This window comes from Streptomyces sp. R35, from assembly GCF_041053035.1.
In the GTDB taxonomy this organism is placed as follows: Bacteria; Actinomycetota; Actinomycetes; order Streptomycetales; family Streptomycetaceae; genus Streptomyces; species Streptomyces lutosisoli.
In genome coordinates this window covers 329,997-346,861 of record NZ_CP163440.1, presented here as the reverse complement: position 1 = coordinate 346,861, position 16,865 = coordinate 329,997, and the positions used below count along the sequence as shown (strand labels likewise).

Annotated in this window: 15 protein-coding genes and 2 pseudogenes; 13 read left to right on the top strand and 4 right to left on the bottom strand. The window is 70.6% G+C overall.

What is annotated here, in order from left to right:
- Positions 1-18 precede the first annotated feature (18 nt).
- Both AB5J50_RS01730 and AB5J50_RS01725 read left to right on the top strand, forming a co-directional pair.
- Positions 19-768, top strand: a complete 750-nt coding sequence (locus AB5J50_RS01730; protein ID WP_369254226.1) for a PP2C family serine/threonine-protein phosphatase — start codon at positions 19-21, stop codon at positions 766-768.
- 161 nt (positions 769-929) lie between these two features.
- Positions 930-1,463, top strand: coding sequence for a hypothetical protein (locus AB5J50_RS01725; protein ID WP_369254224.1), 534 nt, complete (start codon positions 930-932; stop codon positions 1,461-1,463).
- On the opposite strand, the gene AB5J50_RS01720 is transcribed toward AB5J50_RS01725, so the two are convergent.
- Positions 1,411-2,196, bottom strand: a complete 786-nt coding sequence (locus AB5J50_RS01720; RefSeq protein WP_369254222.1) for an IS5 family transposase — start codon at positions 2,194-2,196, stop codon at positions 1,411-1,413. The genes AB5J50_RS01725 and AB5J50_RS01720 overlap by 53 nt on opposite strands.
- A 269-nt stretch (positions 2,197-2,465) precedes the next feature.
- Entirely contained in the window at positions 2,466-3,500 is a 1,035-nt protein-coding gene (locus AB5J50_RS01715) for a GlxA family transcriptional regulator (RefSeq protein ID WP_369252719.1), read from the bottom strand.
- Positions 3,501-3,645: 145 nt separating this feature from the next.
- Between AB5J50_RS01715 and AB5J50_RS01710 the strand changes: the two genes are divergently transcribed.
- Positions 3,646-4,572 (top strand): NADP-dependent oxidoreductase, encoded by a 927-nt coding sequence (locus AB5J50_RS01710; protein WP_010982638.1) that lies wholly within the window; start codon positions 3,646-3,648, stop codon positions 4,570-4,572.
- 524 nt (positions 4,573-5,096) lie between these two features.
- On the opposite strand, the pseudogene AB5J50_RS01705 reads toward AB5J50_RS01710, so the two are convergent.
- Positions 5,097-5,752 (bottom strand): annotated as a pseudogene (locus AB5J50_RS01705) (maleylpyruvate isomerase N-terminal domain-containing protein).
- Between the two features lie 257 nt (positions 5,753-6,009).
- Here AB5J50_RS01705 and AB5J50_RS01700 point away from each other — a divergent pair.
- The 6 genes and pseudogenes from AB5J50_RS01700 to AB5J50_RS01675 all read left to right on the top strand — a co-directional run bounded on the left by AB5J50_RS01700 (position 6,010) and on the right by AB5J50_RS01675 (position 11,107).
- On the top strand, positions 6,010-6,276 hold the full coding sequence (locus AB5J50_RS01700) for a hypothetical protein (RefSeq protein ID WP_369254220.1): 267 nt from the start codon (positions 6,010-6,012) through the stop codon (positions 6,274-6,276).
- 674 nt (positions 6,277-6,950) lie between these two features.
- Positions 6,951-7,166, top strand: a complete 216-nt coding sequence (gene casB / locus AB5J50_RS01695; RefSeq protein WP_369265273.1) for a type I-E CRISPR-associated protein Cse2/CasB — start codon at positions 6,951-6,953, stop codon at positions 7,164-7,166.
- Between the two features lie 352 nt (positions 7,167-7,518).
- Positions 7,519-7,914: a type I-E CRISPR-associated protein Cas7/Cse4/CasC gene (locus AB5J50_RS01690; protein WP_369254218.1), complete on the top strand. Its 396-nt coding sequence runs from the start codon at positions 7,519-7,521 to the stop codon at positions 7,912-7,914.
- 219 nt (positions 7,915-8,133) lie between these two features.
- Positions 8,134-8,727, top strand: a complete 594-nt coding sequence (locus AB5J50_RS01685) for an SPASM domain-containing protein (RefSeq protein WP_369254216.1) — start codon at positions 8,134-8,136, stop codon at positions 8,725-8,727.
- 10 nt (positions 8,728-8,737) lie between these two features.
- Positions 8,738-9,877, top strand: a complete 1,140-nt coding sequence (locus tag AB5J50_RS01680; protein ID WP_369254214.1) for a methyltransferase domain-containing protein — start codon at positions 8,738-8,740, stop codon at positions 9,875-9,877.
- A 475-nt stretch (positions 9,878-10,352) separates the two neighbouring features.
- A pseudogene (locus AB5J50_RS01675) lies at positions 10,353-11,107 on the top strand (transposase family protein).
- Between the two features lie 93 nt (positions 11,108-11,200).
- Here AB5J50_RS01675 and AB5J50_RS01670 read toward each other — a convergent pair.
- Positions 11,201-12,052, bottom strand: coding sequence for a class I SAM-dependent methyltransferase (locus AB5J50_RS01670; protein WP_369254212.1), 852 nt, complete (start codon positions 12,050-12,052; stop codon positions 11,201-11,203).
- 421 nt (positions 12,053-12,473) lie between these two features.
- Between AB5J50_RS01670 and AB5J50_RS01665 the strand changes: the two genes are divergently transcribed.
- From AB5J50_RS01665 to AB5J50_RS01650, 4 genes are all read left to right on the top strand, one after another.
- Complete coding sequence (locus AB5J50_RS01665) at positions 12,474-13,853, top strand: IS1380 family transposase (RefSeq protein WP_369254210.1); 1,380 nt, start codon at positions 12,474-12,476, stop codon at positions 13,851-13,853.
- Positions 13,854-14,617: 764 nt separating this feature from the next.
- Positions 14,618-15,214: a hypothetical protein gene (locus AB5J50_RS01660; protein WP_369254208.1), complete on the top strand. Its 597-nt coding sequence runs from the start codon at positions 14,618-14,620 to the stop codon at positions 15,212-15,214.
- A gap of 145 nt (positions 15,215-15,359) precedes the next feature.
- On the top strand, positions 15,360-15,818 hold the full coding sequence (locus tag AB5J50_RS01655; RefSeq protein ID WP_369254206.1) for a DUF1153 domain-containing protein: 459 nt from the start codon (positions 15,360-15,362) through the stop codon (positions 15,816-15,818).
- A gap of 145 nt (positions 15,819-15,963) precedes the next feature.
- The gene (locus tag AB5J50_RS01650) at positions 15,964-16,545 is read left to right on the top strand and encodes a hypothetical protein (RefSeq protein WP_369254204.1); all 582 of its coding nucleotides are present in this window, start codon (positions 15,964-15,966) and stop codon (positions 16,543-16,545) included.
- The last annotated feature ends 320 nt before the right edge of the window (positions 16,546-16,865 follow it).

The following is a 16,865-nucleotide window of genomic DNA, read 5'->3' as shown; positions in this document are numbered from 1 at the left end:
GGAAGACGGTGGCACTCCATGCCGTATGTCGCTGTGAGTGCGCTCAGCCACCCTGGGCTGCTCCGTGAACGGAACGAGGACAGTCTCGTCATCGGGCCGTGGATCCTGTGCGCCGCCGTGACCGCGAATCCGCAGACCCTGGTCTTCCCGCTCGGGACGCCCCTCGTCGTCGCCGTGGCCGACGGGCTCGGTGGGCAGCCCGGCGGGGATGTGGCCAGCGCCCTGGTCGTGCGCCGCATCGCGGCGATCGGTCCGGCCCTGAGCAGCGAGGATGCCGTCCGGGACGCCTTGAACGCCTGCAACCGTGCCGTGTACGAGGTTGCCGGCGGCGACGAGAGAAGCGAGTTTGCCACCATGGGGACGACGGTCGCCGGCGTCGTCGTACAGCCCGACTCGCTGTTGGTGTTCAACGTGGGCGACAGCCGGGTCCTCGCGGCCTCCCGCGACGGGCTGCGCCAGGTGAGCGTCGACGACAGCCCTCCGCTCGAACCCGGGCAGCGCACCACCTCCATCGTCACCCAGTGCCTGGGCGGAGCCCCCGGCTACAGTGCCATCCACCCCCATGTGACGGCCGCGTCCCTGTCGCCCGGCGATCGCTACCTCATCTGCACCGACGGTCTGACCGACCCGGTGACGACGGATGTGCTCGACGAGGTGATGCGGGAGCACGACGACGGACGGGCGGCCTTCGAGCTGTGGAAGGCCGCCATCACGGCGGGCGGCCCCGACAACATCACGCTGGCGGTCGTACGCGTCGCGGACGAGTAGAGCGCAGACCCCTGCCACCCGTTCAAGGGGATGGAACATGCCTGAGAAGCCGTATCTCAACCGAACGTGATCCCTTGATTTCTGCTGGTCAGGCATGGTTTTGCTCGGGTTGAGGGAGGCATCGCGACGTCTTGTGTCCGCTTCATGGCGAGGGGTGCGCGGTGGCGTCGGTGCTGGGAATGCTGGAGGAGCGGGAGGCAACTGCCCGGGTGCGGGTGGAGGACTTGCGGGAGGAAGTCGCGCGGTTGGCTGAGGTGTTGGAGGCCGCAGAGATCGAGCTGGACCGGCGGGTGATCGCGCGGGAGGAACTGGTCGAGGCCCTGGCAGTCTCTGCGGCCGAGTCCACTGCCGTGACCACGACCGAGGCGGAGGAGGATGCGGCACCGTCGCTCGCTCCGGTGCCGGGCTCGACGGTGCCGCCTTGGCGGGAAGGGCTGCCGGTGGCGGTTCTGGCGCCGGACTATCAGCGGATTCTGGGCGTCCTGGAACAGCAGCGATCCACGGGTCACGGGCCGCTTCGAGCCAAGGAGATCGCGGTGGAGCTTGGCCTTGGGGCGACGCCGGCGAAGGTCGAGGGGCTGCGGTCGAAAGCCCGGCGCCTGGCGGAGCGCGGGTGGCTCCTCCTGGAGGCGTCGGGGGCATTCAGTGCCGGCCGGCGGCCCGTGGCCGTGCCAGACGCCGGCTCATCCGCGTGACCATCGACCACCGGATCATCGCCTCACTGGTGGCGGACAGGGTCTCGTAGTCCCGAGCCAGACGGCGGGAGTTCATCAACCACGCGAACGTGCGCTCTGCCACCCACCGCCTCGGCAGCACGACGAACCCTGTCATGTCGTCGGTGCGCTTGACGATCTCCAAGGTCAGAGCGAGCTCGTCCCGGCACCAGCCGACGAGGCCGCCGGTGTAGCCGCCGTCGGCCCAGACGAGGGTGATGTCGCGGTGCAGGCGGGTCAGCAGGCCCGCCGCGGCGTCCCGGTCGCCGATGTTCGCGGCGGTGACCGCGACGGCCAGGAGCAGACCGAGGGTGTCGGTCACGATGTGCCGTTTGCGGCCCGGCACCTTCTTCCCGCCGTCGTAGCCGCGTGAGGCGGCCGGCACCGTCGCGGCGGCCCGCACCGACTGCGCGTCGATGATCCCCGCAGTGGGCTCGCCCTCGCGGCCCTCGCGCTCACGGACCTTCCCGCGCAGCCGGTCGTGGAACTCGACAATCAGCCCGTGCTCGCGCCAGCGGCGGAAGAAGGCGTAAACCCGGCCCCAGCCGGGGAAGTCCGCGGGCATCGCCCGCCACGAGATCCCGCCCGCGACCAGGTAGCGGACCGCGTCCAGCAGCTGGCGGTGACAGTAGCCCTCGGGCCGCCCGCCCCGCCCCTGAAGCCAGGCCGGCACCGGCAGCAACGGCCGGACCTCCGCCCACTCCGCGTCCGTCATGTCCGAGGGATACCGGCGTACCCGATCGGGATGATCGGGCGCGTTGCCGTACACGTGCGCGAGGCAATCGCACGACACGGCGGGCGAGTTGAAGTCAACGGGCTCGGGCGCGTACAACAACGACAACAGGGCCTCCGGGAATTGCTCGGAATGGGGTCGCACCCCCGAGCTACCAGGAGGCCCTGCCTTCATGCGCGTACCGCTGGAAGATCACCCGACCAGGAACGCCGTTCGATCCACACGTTCCACGATCGGTGAGATACGGCTTCTCAGACGCCCGCTTCCACCAGGTCGTCGGTATGGAAGGTGCGGCGGTAGGAGGCGGGTGAGACACCGAAGGCGGTGCGCATGTGGGCGCGCAGGGAGTTGGCGGAGCCGAAGCCACAGCGGTGGGCGACCAGGTCGATGGACAGGTCGGTGGTCTCCAGCAACTGCTTGGCCAGTTCCAGGCGTTGCGCGGTGAGCCACTGCACGGGGGTCATGCCGACCTCGTCGCGGAAGCGGCGGGTGAAGGAGCGCAGGCTCATCCGGGCGTGTTCGGCCAGGCGGTTCAGGGAGAGGGGTTCGCCGAGGTGTTCCAGGGCCCAGGCGCGGGTGGCGGTGGTGGTGGCGACGGTGGGTTCGGGCACCGGGCGGTCGATGTACTGGGCCTGGCCGCCGTCCCGCCAGGGCGGGACGACGCACATGCGGGCGGCGCGGTTGGCGGCGGCGGCGCCGTGGTCGCGGCGGATCATGTGCAGGCACAGGTCGACGCCGGCGGCGACGCCCGCGGAGGTCAGGACGTCGCCGTCGTCGACGAAGAGGACCTCCTCGTCGACCTTGACGCGGGGGTAGGCGCGGCGGAACTCGGGGGCGAGGTTCCAGTGGGTGGTGGCGGGCCGGCCGTCGAGGAGGCCCGCGGCGGCCAGGACGTAGGAGCCGGTGCAGATGGACACCAGGCGGGTGCCGGGCCGGATGCCGGCGATGGCCGCGGTGACCTCGGGCGGCAGCGGGCCGCCGCGGCCCAGCTCGGGCATGGCGTGCGTGGGCGGGACGATCACGGTGTCCGCGGCGGCCAGGGCCTCGGGACCGGCCGCGGGCTGCACGGTGAACCCGGCGTCGCTGAGGACCGGGGCGCCGTCGGCGGTGCAGACGGTGACCTCGTACAGCGGGCGTGAGCCGGCGTCCAGGACGCTGCCGAAGACGCGGGAGGGGATGCCGAGTTCGAAGGGCGGGACGCCGGGCAGGGCGAGGACGGCGATGCGGTGCCGCCCGGCCGCGTCGGCGCTCGGGTCGGGGCGGGGGTCGGTGCACGGCCACTGCATCTCGCTCATGGCCAGATCCTGTCACATAGTGGCCAGACGGCCAACACCATGGTGGGGGCGGGTGCCGGATCGTGGACTGCGTCGCGCCGGGAAGGGCCCGGGCGGCCGGTATCCGATCAAGACGGAAAAGAGTGAGGCGGACAGCATGCGTGCGGTGGTCGTGGAGCAGTGGGGCGGACCGGAGGTGCTCGTGGAGCGTGAGGTCGCCCGGCCCGAGCCGGGACTGAACGAGGTCCTGGTGCGGGTCCACGCGGCCGGTGTGAACCCGGTGGACTTCAAGACCCGGGCCAGCGGGGCCCTGATCGAGTGGGGCGAGGTCCCGGCGGTCGGCTGGGACGTCTCCGGCACCGTGGAGGCCGTCGGACCGGGCGTCGGGATGTTCCGCCCCGGGGACGAGGTGTACGGCATGCCGCTGTTCCCGCGGCAGGCCGGCGCCTACGCCGAGTACGTCGTCGCCCCGGCCCGCCACCTCGCGCCCAAGCCGGCGAACCTCACCCACGTGCAGGCGGCGGCGCTGCCGCTGGCCGCGCTGACCGCCTGGCAGGCCCTGGTGGACACCGCCGGGGTGCGCGCCGGTGAGCGGGTGCTGGTGCACGCGGCGGCCGGCGGGGTCGGCCACCTGGCCGTGCAGATCGCCAAGGCCCGCGGCGCGTACGTCATCGGCACGGCCAGCGCCGGCAAGCACGACCTGCTGCGGCAGCTGGGCGCGGACGAGGTGATCGACTACCGCACGGTCCGCTTCGAGGACGCCGTCGGGGACGTGGACGTGGTGCTGGACGGGCTCGGCGGCCAGAACGCCGAGCGGTCCCTGACGGTGCTGCGCCCGGGCGGCCGGCTGATCACCCTGCCCGGCCCCGACGACGTCCCCGCCGACGTCCCCGGCCACGTGCGGGCGGTGTGGATGCTGGTCGAGCCCGACCACCTGGGTCTGCGCGAGATCGCCGCCCTGGCCGAGCGGGGCGCGCTCACGCCCGTGGTCGAGACCGTCGTCCCGCTGGCCGAGGCCGCGAAGGCGCACGAGATCGGCGAGCAGGGCCGCACCACCGGAAAGATCGTCCTGAGCGTCGCCTGACGCCGGCCGCCCCGGCCGGGGCGGCTGCGGGCTGGTGGAGCGGGACTGGAGCCCCGGGACCGACCGGTCCCGGGGCTCCGGGCGCGGCCGAACGGGACGGGGCGGACCTGCGGGCACGGCCGGACAGGACGGAACTGCGGCTCGGGGCTTCGGAGGGGGCGGGGCTGCGGCTCACGGGGGTGCTTCGGTGACGGCCGGGGCGGCGGCTTGCACGAGGGCGGAGGCAATCGCACGACACGGCGGGCGAGTTGAAGTCAACGGGCTCGGGCGCGTACAACAACGACAACAGGGCCTCCGGGAATTGCTCGGAATGGGGTCGTACCCCCGAGCTACCAGGAGGCCCTGCCTTCATGCGCGTACCGCCGGAAGATCACCCGACCAGGAACGCCGTTCGATCCACACGTTCCACGATCGGTTGAGATACGGCTTCTGAGCATCACCTACGGGTGGGCTGAGGGACGGTACGTGCCTCAGGGGCCGCGTCGTCGTCCTGCCCGCGCCGAAGGTCCCGTTCAGGCAGACGGTCATTCGAGGACGAGCGGGAGCTTCGCGGCCAGCTCGCCCAGTTCGGCCTTTCCGCGTCGGTCGGGGCACGCCGTCCGGTGCCGACCTGTAGCGCGTCCTTGTCGGAGAACGACGCGGGGAACGCGGCCCGGGCGATCGTCTCCAGCATCTCGCGGGACCGGACGAGCCCCGCCGCGGGCGGTTCCGCCGCGTCCGGGAGGTGCGCGACCAGGTTGAGGTGGTGCAGCGTCCACTCCAGGACGTACGCGGAGAGGTAGTCGCCCGCGGTGAGGACCTCGTCGCGGGTGCCGACCCGGAGGCCCGGGTCGGCGAGTTCGGCGGCGCGGCCGGCGGCGGAGCCGACGTCGTCGAGGTGGAACTTGAGCAGCCGAGGCTCCTCGTACGAGGCGGCCAGCCGGACGATCAGCGCGTCGAGCGGGTCGTCGCCGGTCGGCGGAGTTTCGGCGATGTCCCAGTAGGTCACCGCGTCTCGGGTCGGTTCCGTTTCGGCGGGGGTCGCGAGGGTGATCAGGACGTCCTGAGCGTCGATGACCAGATGGCACACCAGGTCCCGCACGAGCCAGCCGGTGCAGCCGGACGGCTGCGCGAAGTCCTCGTCCGGAAGTTCGGCGACCGCCGTGCGCAACGCTGTCCAAGAGCGTGAGAAGAGATCCACATCGGCAAGGTAGTGCGGTGCCGCAATGGCGGACAAGCGCATGTGGACGGTCGGCTGGCTGCCAGTCGCGATCCTTGGCGCAGCGTTCGACTGCGTCGATCGCCTGACGGCCCAGGGCGAAGGGAACCCGCAGTCAGACCGGCGGGGCCCGCCAGCTCCGGGACGTCGACGGGCCGGCGGCCGGCGGGATGGCGGGTGAAGGTGCGGCGGGCCTGGGCCTCCGGATCGGTTCAGGCGGCCTCGGAGACGGGTGCCTCGTGGTGCTGGCCTTCATCGGCAGCTTCCAGGTCTTCGACCTGGTGCAGGTCCTCACCGGCGGCGGCCCGTACTTCGCCACCGAGGTCGTCAATACGTACATCTACCACCTGGCCTTCGGCGGCTCCCCGGGCTCCGCCGCCCAGCCCGACATCGGCCTGGCCTCCGCCGCCTCGTTCCTCGACGGACTGCTGCTCATCGTCTTCTCCGCGCTGCAGGTCCTCGCCCTGCGCCAGATCAGCCGACAGCGTACGGCCGCCCACCAGTGAAGGAGTTCCGATGTCCACCCTGTCCCCGCGCCTGAGGCCGCGCCCGCGGATGCTCCTGCGCCGCGGCCTGCTCTATCTCGCGTTGCTCGGCGGCGGAGTCATCTGGCTCTACCCGTTCCTGTGGGCGCTGGGCAGCTCGCTGAAGAGCACCGACGGCTTCTTCTCCGGCGGGCTGAACCCGATCCCGTCCGAGTTCCACTGGTCCAACTACAGCGAGGCCTGGACGCAGGCGGACTTCAGCCGGTTCTTCGTCAACACGGTCCTGTTCGCGACCGGCACGGTCATCGTGACGCTGCTCGCCACGTCCATGGCGGGCTACGTCCTGGCCCGCACCGACTTCCCCGGCAAGAAGCTCTGGCTGGGTCTGGTCGGGGTGACGCTCTTCCTGCCGCACGGCTACACGATCATCCCGGTCTTCGACCTGATCCAGCGGCTCCATCTCCTCAACACCCTCTCGTCGGTGGTCATCGTGCAGTCGGCGGGAGGGATGGTCTTCGGCACCTTCCTCCTTAACTGGCCGAGGTCGGTGCCCAGTTGGCGGCGCTGCGTCAAGGTGCGGGCCGTCAGGCCGGCACGGTGCCCGACATGTGGCCCTTCTACCGCACGCGCATCAGCACGCCGCTGCGTAACAGGGGTGCCCTCACCCGCGACCTCGGACCGAGCACGCCGTCCTCATCGTCTTCGGCGTACACCAGCAGGGACGGAGCACACCCGCGCACACGCCCGGTGTCAGCCCCGGGAGCGCCTGCCGTCTGCTCCTGGCCAAGGACGCTGGTGCGGACCGCACGGCGATCGAGCGCAGACTCGGTGCCCTGCTCACCTCCCTCGACACGGGTGAACTGTCGCAGCACCTGCGCGGACTCGTGCCGCTGCCACGCCGGGCGGGGTAGGTCTCGACTACGACGCGTTGCGCCAGGCGCTGCGGCACTGGGACGACCCGCAACGGCCCGCCGCGCAGTCGCAAATCCGCAGCAGGTGGGACCGCGACTTCCACACCGACACCATGCCTCAGCGCACCTGACGAGCCATCGCGCCCCTGTACGGCCCCTGGCAGCGGGAGCCGGACAGGGGCGCTCGGCACGGCCCGGCGGTAGCCGTAGGCGGCTGCCATCCGAACGTTGCCGGCCGGCCAACCCGACACATCACGTCCGGGCTGTGCACGGGTGCGTGCGCAGCACCAGCCCCCGTTCTCGTCCCGCACGGTTTCGTGCAGGGCATCTTCACCACCGAAGGAGTCTCGTGATGACCCAGCCTTCCCTCTTCGTTGAGGTGCACATCCTGCAGAGCCTGCCGCCGTCCAACATCAACCGCGACGACTCCGGCACCCGGAAGCAGGCCCTGTACGGCGGTGCCCGCCGTGCCCGTGTCTCCTCCGAGGCGTGGAAGTGCGCCACCCGGATGGAGTTCGCCAAGGGCGAGGCGGTCGCGGACCGCGCCACCCGCACCAAGCGGATCGCCGCTCTCCTCGCGGAGCGGCTCGCGCGGCCGACGGCGGTACGGGCCTGGAAGCTGCCGACGCGGACCGGTTGGCCGCGGCCTCGCTGGAGCCGCTCGGCATCACCAAGTCCTCCAAGAAGGAGGAACAGTCCGCCTACCTGCCCCGGTCTCGAAACCTTTCGCCAGGATCAACGTGCTTGAACTGGAGATCACGGGCGCATGCCAACTCGCGTGTTCGCATTGTCTTTCCGAGTCCGGTCCGCAGGCGTCGCATGGCGTCATGACTCCTGCGGACTGGCAGAAGGTCATTGTCGACGCGGCGGCGCTGGGAATTCCTCAGGTCCAGCTCATCGCGGTGAGCCGACGGTCAGTCCGTACTGGGTCCAGTTCACGGATCTCGCACTCTCCCTCGGGCTCCGCGTGCAGGTCTACAGCAATCTCTTCCATGTCCGGGATGAGTGGTGGGAGGTGTTCCAGCGGGACGGCGTCACGCTGGGCACCAGCTACTACAGCAACGACCCGGCGGAGCACGACACGATCACGGGGCGGGCGGGCAGTTACACGCGGACCCGGTGCAACATCCGTGAGGCTGTCCGGCGGGGCATCTCCGTCCGCGCCGGAATCGTCGAAGTCCTTCCTGGCCAGCATGTCGCCGAGGCTCGTGAGGAACTGCTCTCCATGGGCCTCGCACAGATCCGAACCGATCATGTGCGAGCGGTTGGGCGCGCTGCGCTGCCGGGCCAGGTGCCGACCGTGGATGAGCTGTGCGGGAACTGCGGGCGGGGACGGGCTGCTGTCCTGCCGAACGGCGATCTGTCCGGGTGCGTGCTGTCGCGGTTCATGCCGACGGGCAACGTCCGCGAGCGGCGGCTGGCTGACATCCTGGGAAGTCCCCAATGGGCGGGGACGATTGCCGGCATTCCGCCCCGCTCGCGCACCGCCTGCACCCCGGATGACTCGGGCGACTGCGATCCGGCGAACACCGAAGCGTGCAACCCCGCATACGCGCCCTAGGAGGCCCGGCGTGGACTGGGAACAGCACGCGGCGAAGCTGGCCGCTGAGGTGACCGACCCGGTTTCCCGGTGGCGTGAGCCGGTCGCAAGCACACCACGTCACGAACTCGTGCCGCGCTGGTGGGAACGCGCCGACGGTAACTGGGTGCTCCGCGACGGCCGCTCCGATCCTGACGCATGGCTGGCTGCCGCCTACTGCGACACCTCCTTGATCACGAGTGTGGGCGCACTGCATGCCGACCACGCCTCAGGCGGCGACACACCGCGCGGTCTGCCCACCTCCTCCGCGACGCTCCCCAGCCTGGTGGTCCGCTTCCTGCGCCACGCGCGGCTCGTCGAGGGCCTGGACCTCCTCGATCTGGGCACCGGGGCGGGCGGCCTGGCCGCGTATGCCTCACGGCGGTTGGGGAGCGGGCACGTGGCGAGTCTGGACGTGGACCGGTACCTGACCGAGGCGGCTGCCGGACGGCTGGCACGCATGGGCCTTCACCCGCAGTTCTTCACCATGGATGCCAGCCGAGCCATTCCCGGCTCGTACGATCGGATCATCGCCACGGTGGCCATGGAGCCGGGGGAGGGCCTGGTGCCCGTGCTCGGTGCTCTTCGTCCTGGCGGCCGCCTGGTGACGACCCTCGCCAATACTTCGCTGATCCTGACCGCGTGGAAGACCGAGGACGGCGGGGCCAAGGGGCAGATCGAGCGGGACTGGGCGGGGTTCATGAAGACCCGGCACGGCGCCGACTACTCCCCGGGCCTCGAATCCCTCCTGACGTATCCGAGGGAGGCTGAGGGGGACGAGGTGACCTCCGGCCGATATCACGTGCTCGACCTGGCCTCGGCGTGGGAACTGCGGTCCATGCTGGAAGTCACTACGCCCGGCGTCGAGCTGGACTACCAGGAGAACGGGCGTCGCAGGACGGCCTATTTGGTACACGAGGACGGCTCCTGGGCTCGGGCCTCCGCCGAGTGCCTCGATGCCCCGGAAGTCCACCAGGGCGGCCCCCGGCGCCTGTGGAGTCAGCTGGAACGCATCCGCAACCGGCTCAACGCCGAAGGCGGACTGCCCCTGCACGGCAGTCGTCTGGAGATCACGCCGGACGGTATCTGCCACCTGTCCCGAGGTAAGTGGACGGCATCGCTCGGCAAATGACCGACGTGTCGACGTCGAATCCGGTTCGTGGGCTGCCCTCTGCGAGGAGGACGGCCATTGAATCGTGCGGCAGGACGGCCCGGATGCACTCTGGGACGCTGTCGAGGAGCAGCTCGGCCGCTGGCAGGCCGTCTGCACACCGATGGCTGAGGAGTTCACCGTCAGTGTCACCCCGCAGGGCCGGACCATCCGTTGGCAATCCTGGGCCGGCCCCGCTCGTTTGGCTCTGCCGGTGAGTCGCGGCTCTGGCTCAGGTTTTGGATGCTGTTGGTGATCTCTAAGAAGCCGTTGTCTTTCCGAGCTTGAGGGCTGCATTTCCGCTGTTCAGGCATAGGGGTGGCGGTTCCGTTGCAGTGAGCCCTTTCCAACCTGGCTGTGGCGTCGGGGTGTTGGTGGGCATGGGCTGTACGGGACGACGAAGCTCCTGGTAGACGGGTTCTCGACCAAGATCACCCGTGTCTGCCAGGAGCTTCGCGTGCTTGTCTACCCGTCGTCGATCGATCTGTCCAGCCGAACGCTGCGGCACCTGGCCAGGCAACTGGCCGATCACCGGCGGGAGATCGCCACGCGATGGCGGCGCCTGCCCGTCGGCCGTCAGGCCCTGCTCGCCCTGGCCCACCTGCGATGCGGCGACACGTACGCCCAGCTTGCCGCAGGGTTCGAGGTCGGCATCGCGACCGTCTACCGCTACGTACGCGAGGCCGTCGAAGTGCTTGCCGCCCGCGCGCAGACGCTGGCCCAGGCCATGACGACCGTCCGGAAGAAGGCGTTCGTGATCCTGGACGGCACCCTCCTGCCCATCGACCGGATCGCTGCCGACACCCCGTACTACTCGGGGAAACACAAGCGCCACGGCATGAACGTCCGGGTCATCACGGATCCGTTCGGCCGACTGCTGTGGGCTTCCGCGGCCCTGCCCGGCTCCACCCACGCCTGACCGCCGCGCGTGAACACGGCATCATCGACGCGCTCGCAACGGCAGGGCTGAAGTGCTGGGCGGACAAGGCGTACCAAGGGGCCGGCCGCCATGTCCGCGTGCCTTTCCGGGGCCGTCGACTCAAGCGCTGGAAGCGACGGCACAACAGTACCCACGCCAAAATCCGGTGCCTCGGCGAGCAGGCCATGGCCATCCTGAAGGGCTGGCGCCTGCTACGCAAGCTCCGCTGCAGCACCAACCCGATCACCGATATCGTGAAGGCCGTCGTCGTCCTTCACCACACTTCAACCTGAAGTTGGAAAAGGCTCACTGGCTGGCCGCGAATGAACCTGGCTCCACTTATCAGGTCTCCTTGGGATCGATCATCTAGGGAGCCGGGAGGCGCTCTACCGGCGGACCGCCGAGATCAGTCCGCCGGGCCGCTCCTCGCGTTGCGGCGGGGTGCTGATCGGGCGGCCGTAGGCGGCAGCGCGCTCGCGCAGGGTGTGGCTGTCGGCCTCCCAGCCGTGCCCGGCCAGCCAGCCCACCGGGTCGTCGGGCATCTCCGAGACCCACATGGACGCCGCCGATCCCGGCGCGGCGTCCGCGCCGAAGCGCTCGATCACGCCGCGCGAGCCCAATGTCAGCCCCATCCGACTGCCTGCCGCCGACTGCGTGCTGATCCGGGCCAGCAGTAGTTCCACCGCGTCCTCGGGCAGATAGATCAGTAGTCCTTCGGCGATCCACGCGGTCGGCACGGCCGGGTCGTGCCCTGCGGCGGCCAGCGCGCCTGGCCAGTCCTCACGCAGATCCACCGCGACGGTGATCCGCTCGCAGCGTGCGACGGCGCGTTCCTGGCGCAGCACCGAAGCCTTGAAGTCCAGTGGCGCGGCGGTGTCGACCTCGAACAGCCGGGTGCCCTCGGGCCAGTTCATCCGGAAGGCCCGGCTGTCCATGCCGGCGCCGAGCAGCACGACCTGCCGGACCCCGGACGCGGAGGCCTGCTGCAACAGGTCGTCGAGGAACTTCGTCCTGATGACGATGGAGAACGACACGGCCAGCCGGCGGCGTCGTGCGGCCGCGTCATCGGGCAGCGGCGGCGAGGAGGGCCACAGGCCGCCGGCGGTGGCGAAAGCCTGTGCCAGTGGGTCGCGGAACAGCGCGTTCTCCCGCTCGGTCTCCAGCGCCCGCACCCTGGCCACCCCCACCGCCGTGGCCCACACTCCCGACGGCTGCACCCACTCCTGCTCATCAGTCACCACGCCAGCCTAGCCTCAGGCTTTCACGAACTGGGCGGTCCGCGACTTGATCACAGCTGGGAGAAGTACTCCTGACCAGCGGCATCGGGACTTGTCGAGGGTCCGGTTGGGTGCGAGGAGAGGAGCACCCCTCAGGTGAAGCGGGCGTACCGCCTTGCCCCGGGTACTCCCCGGTCGCCGTCGCGTGTCCGTCTATGCTCGCAGTGATGAGGTCGCCCGCACGGTAAAGAACGGGACCCGGGGTGCGGTCAGGGTCGTTTGCCTCATCACCATCGCGTGATGGAATCCGCGTAGCCAACCTCGCGGAGTCACCCGAGCAGGTTGTCCGACGGGTGGTCAGAAGAGCGAAAAGTGCCCCTGACCAGCGAGAATGAGGATTGTCTAGGCCCTCGTTCCCGCGCCCGTCGGAGGCACTTTCCAGGTGAGCAAGCGTATCGGGTTGTACCCGTGTGTCCGCGTCGAGGGCGGTCGCAGCGGAGCGGTCTCGCAGGCCGGGGCGGTGCTGCTGGTCGAGACGGTCCGCACGTGCGGCCTGGACACCGCGATATCGGCGGCAATGGCGCCGTGGCGCAAGCCGCGAACGGTGCACGATCCGGGCAAGATCCTTCTGGATGTGGCCCTGGCCGTCGCACTCGGCGGAGACTGCCTGGCCGACATCGGCATGCTGCGGGCCGAGCCTGACGTGTTCGGCCCCGTGGCCTCCGATCCGACGGTCTCCCGTCTCGTCGACGCTCTGGCCGCAGCCGGCCCGAAGGCCCTCACCGCGATCCGGTCGGCGCGGGCCGAAGTGCGGTCGCGGGTCTGGGAGTTGGCCGGTGCGGACGGTCCGGCCGCCGACGGCCAGGTGACCGTGGACATCGACGGCGTGCTGATCCTGGCGCACTCCGAGAAGCAGGATGCCACCGCGACCTGGAAGAAGACCTTCGGCCATCACCCGCTCCTCGCGTTCGTCGACCACGGCCCAGCCGGGTCCGGGGAGCCGGTGGCGGCCCTGCTGCGGCCCGGCAACGCAGGCTCCAACACCGCCACCGATCACATCGAAACCACCCGGCTCGCCCTGGCTCAACTGCCCCGACACCTGCGGCGGGGCCAGCAGACGTTGATCCGCACCGACTCGACCGGCGGCACCCATGCCTTCCTCGACTGGCTCTCCAGGCCCGGCCGGTGGCTGTCGTATTCCGTCGGAATGACCATCACCGACGCCATCCACCAGGCTGTGCTGAAGATTCCGAAGAAGGCGTGGACGCCGGCCTATGACGCGGGCGGCACCGAGCGGCCCGGCGCCTGGGTCGCGGAGATCACCGACATGCCCGACCTGAGCACGTGGCCGAAAGGGATGCGGCTGGTCGTCCGCAAGGAACGCCCGCACCCCGGCGCCCAGTTGCGCTTCACCGACCTCGACGGACTGCGGCTCACCTGCTTCGCGACCAACACAAAAGGCAGCCAGCTCGCCGACCTCGAACTACGCCACCGCCGCCGGGCCCGCTGCGAGGACCGCATCCAAGGCGCCCGCGACACCGGACTGCGCAACCTCCCCTTGCACGACACAGCACAGAACCAGATCTGGCTGGAGATCGTCTCCCTCGCACTCGACCTCCTCGCCTGGATGCCGATGCTCGCCCTGACCGGCCAAACCCGCCGCTGGGAACCCAAGAAGCTCCGCCTAAGGATCTTCTCCGCCGCCGCCCAACTGGTCACCACCAGCCGCCGCCGCTGGCTCCGCTTCACCACGCGATGGCCCTGGACCGACGAGATCACCCGGGCAAGCGACCGGCTCAATGCCTTGCCGAGCCCCGGCTGACCAGCCACACCGACCACCCCAACGATCCGCACCACCACACCGGAGCAGTGGAACCCGGCGCCCACCCGACTCGATACTCGGGCTGTCGGCCTGCCCACCCTCAGCCACCGAAAGCGAAACGGTCCGCCGACTCCGTCGGCGGACCGTCAAGATCGAGGCTAGGGCCAGAGTCCGTACTCACCGGCACAGCGGCCGGAGGCTTTACCGGGGTGTTTGTGCGGGTCCGGGAGTGGGTGGGTGTTTCCCTGGCCGGTGTGGCGGGCGTGGTTGCTTCGGCGGGTGAGGGGTTTGTTTGTCGGGCCGTGGGGGCCTTCGCGGCTGGGCCGGGGCCGGGGCCGGTTGGCTGAGCATCGTCGGATGTCGCACGGGCGGGGTCGTCGCCGGCGGGGGCGGGGGCCTGTTGGACGTCGCTCACGGCAGGCAGGCAGGCAGGCGGGCAGGCGGGCGGTGGGGTGGGGTGTGTGTGTTCGTCGGCGGTGTTTTTTGCGGGCTTTTACCTGATATGTGCGGCGTGGTCAAGCCACGACTTGTCGGAGCGTGACCGTGGCGGGTGTGCAGGGCCTACTTGAAGTGCGGGCCTCACCGGAAAGGAAATTGAGGCAGTGCGGTAGGGGCGGAAATCCTCACCGTGGTTGTCCCTTCCTTTTCTCCGGTCCGCGGGTTGTTCCGGTATGGCGGTTCCGGTCGGAAACCGGTCCGCCGGCCATTGTCCAGAATTCCTGGGGCGCGTCAATGAGCCCCTCTGTATTGCTAGGAGAAATTCCATGACTCGTAATGTTCACACCCACAGTGATGTCCGTTCCCGGCGGCGTGGCCTGCGTTTTGCGACGCTCTTCGCCTCGGCCGCGGTGATTTCGGGGGGCATTCTCCTTCCGGCGTCCTCCGCGATGGCCGCCCCGATGCCGGCCTCGCACGTGGTGAGTTTCGTTCACGGCGGCGGCGTCGGCGGTGACGGAGGAGATGGCGGCGGCGGCCTCATCGGCGGCGGCGGCGGCTCCGGCGGCTCTGGTGGCGGCAGCGTGCTGGGCACCGGCGGTGACGGTGGCAAGGGCGGCAACGGCGGCAGCGGTGTCCTGTCCGGCGGTGGCGGTGGCGGCGGCGGTGGCGGTGGCGACGGTGTCGTCGGCGGCAACGGCGGCAAGGGCGGCAACGGTGGCACCGGCCTGTTCGGCGGCAACGCCGGCGGTGGCGGTGGCGGCGGCGACGGCGTCCTGAAGGGCGGCAACGGCGGCAAGGGCGGCAACGGCGGCGACGGTGTCTTCCAGGGCGGCAACGGCGGCAAGGGCGGCAAGGGCGGCCTGGGTGGTCTCTTCGGCGGCCTGGGCGGCGGCGGTGGCGCGGGAGGCAGCAGCATCTTCTGACGCTCCCGCGCCGGCAGCCCCGAAAAGGGGCTGCGGCGTCCGGGCCCTGGTGGCCCGCCTCGGCGGGGTGGAGGTCAAAGCGGCCTCCACCCCCCACCCCCCACCTCCTTCGAATGTCACCTCGTGACGGAAACGGAGAATCCCCATGTCCAGAAGGCTCTGGCAGCGTCCCCTCATCCTGGCGGTCGCCTCGGTGGCCCTCGCCACCGGCACCGCGTGCGCCGCGCAGGCGTCGCCGGGTGCCACGCCGGCCACCGGCCGCGCGGTCCTGGCCGACCAGTCCTCCCACTGCGGCAAGGGCGGAGAAGGCGGGAAGGGCGGGGAAGGCGGCAGGGGCGGTGAGCCCGGCCGGCCGGGTGAGCCCGGCAAGCCCGGCACGTCCGGCTGCTTCCGGTTCGGCGATCTGCCCGACAAACCCAAATCGAAGCTCACGGTGATCGACAAGATACGGATCGTGATGGCGGTGGAGTCCGGGCAGGCGAAGAAGGCCGAGGTCGCCAAGAAGTACAAGGTCTCGGAAAAGGAGATCGACACCTGGGCCAAGCAGTTCCGCGACGGTGACTGGGCCGCGCTGATGGGGGTGAACTTCCTCTTCGGCTCTTGAAGGAGCCTGGGACCGGGCCGGCCTGCTCGATTGCAGGGCCCGCCCGGTGGCCTCTTCCGCACTGTCCTCGCGGGCGGACCGGAAGAGGCGGAAAAGAGGGGGAAACCGCGTCACGGAAACGAATTCTTCGGGAAGGGAGAATTTCATGCGTATGCGCTCTTGGAAAATCCGTCTCGGTCTCACGGTCTCGGCTGCCCTGACCGCTGGTCTGGCGGCCGGCGCGCTGGCGCCGGCCGCGATGGCGGCGCCGATGCCGCAGGGGCATGCGGCCACGGCGCAGGCCGCCCAAAATCTGCCGGCCGCGGACGGCGGGGGCACGCAGCCGGGCGGCACCGCGCGCGGCGGCACCGTCGGCAGTATCACGGTGGCAGGCGGCAGCGTCCGTATCGGCGACCGGGTGTGCGCGGGCCAGTGCAACGGGACGGTCAACGGGAGCAGCGGTACGGGCGGCGGGATCTGTGCCGGGATCTGCAACGGCAGCGCCAACGGCGGCAACGGCACGGCCGGCGGTCCGGGCCGGGACGGGACGGCCGGCGGGGGCGGCGGGATCTGCGCCGGGATCTGCAACGCCAGCGCCAACGGGGGCAACGGCGGCAATGGCGGGGACGCGGTGGGCTCCGGTGACGGCGGCGCCGGCGGCAGGGGCGGCAACGGCGGGATCTGCCTCGGCGCAGGCTGCCAGAGCAGCGGCCAGGGCGGGCGCGGCGGCAACGGGGGAAGCGGCTGAGGCCGGCCGGCTCGTGCCCGCCGTCGCACCGGCGGCCCGGGCGGTTTTCAGTCCGTGGTGAGCAATGGCCCGGTCCGGACGGGGTTGCCGGCGGGGGAGGGCGGCTGCCGGACCGGCGCATCCTCAACCAGGCCCCGCATGGAGCCCCTCACGCCACCGCGCTGGAGCGGGCCGTGCTCGTCCTGACGAACCCCGGAATCAGCCGTCGGCGGACGGTCACCGGACCGATCACGACGACGGCCGGCCGGAGTTCTTGGGCGAAGCCTCACAGCAGCCCCGCAGCCGGCAACCCCACGACGAGACGGCTCAGTGAACCCTCA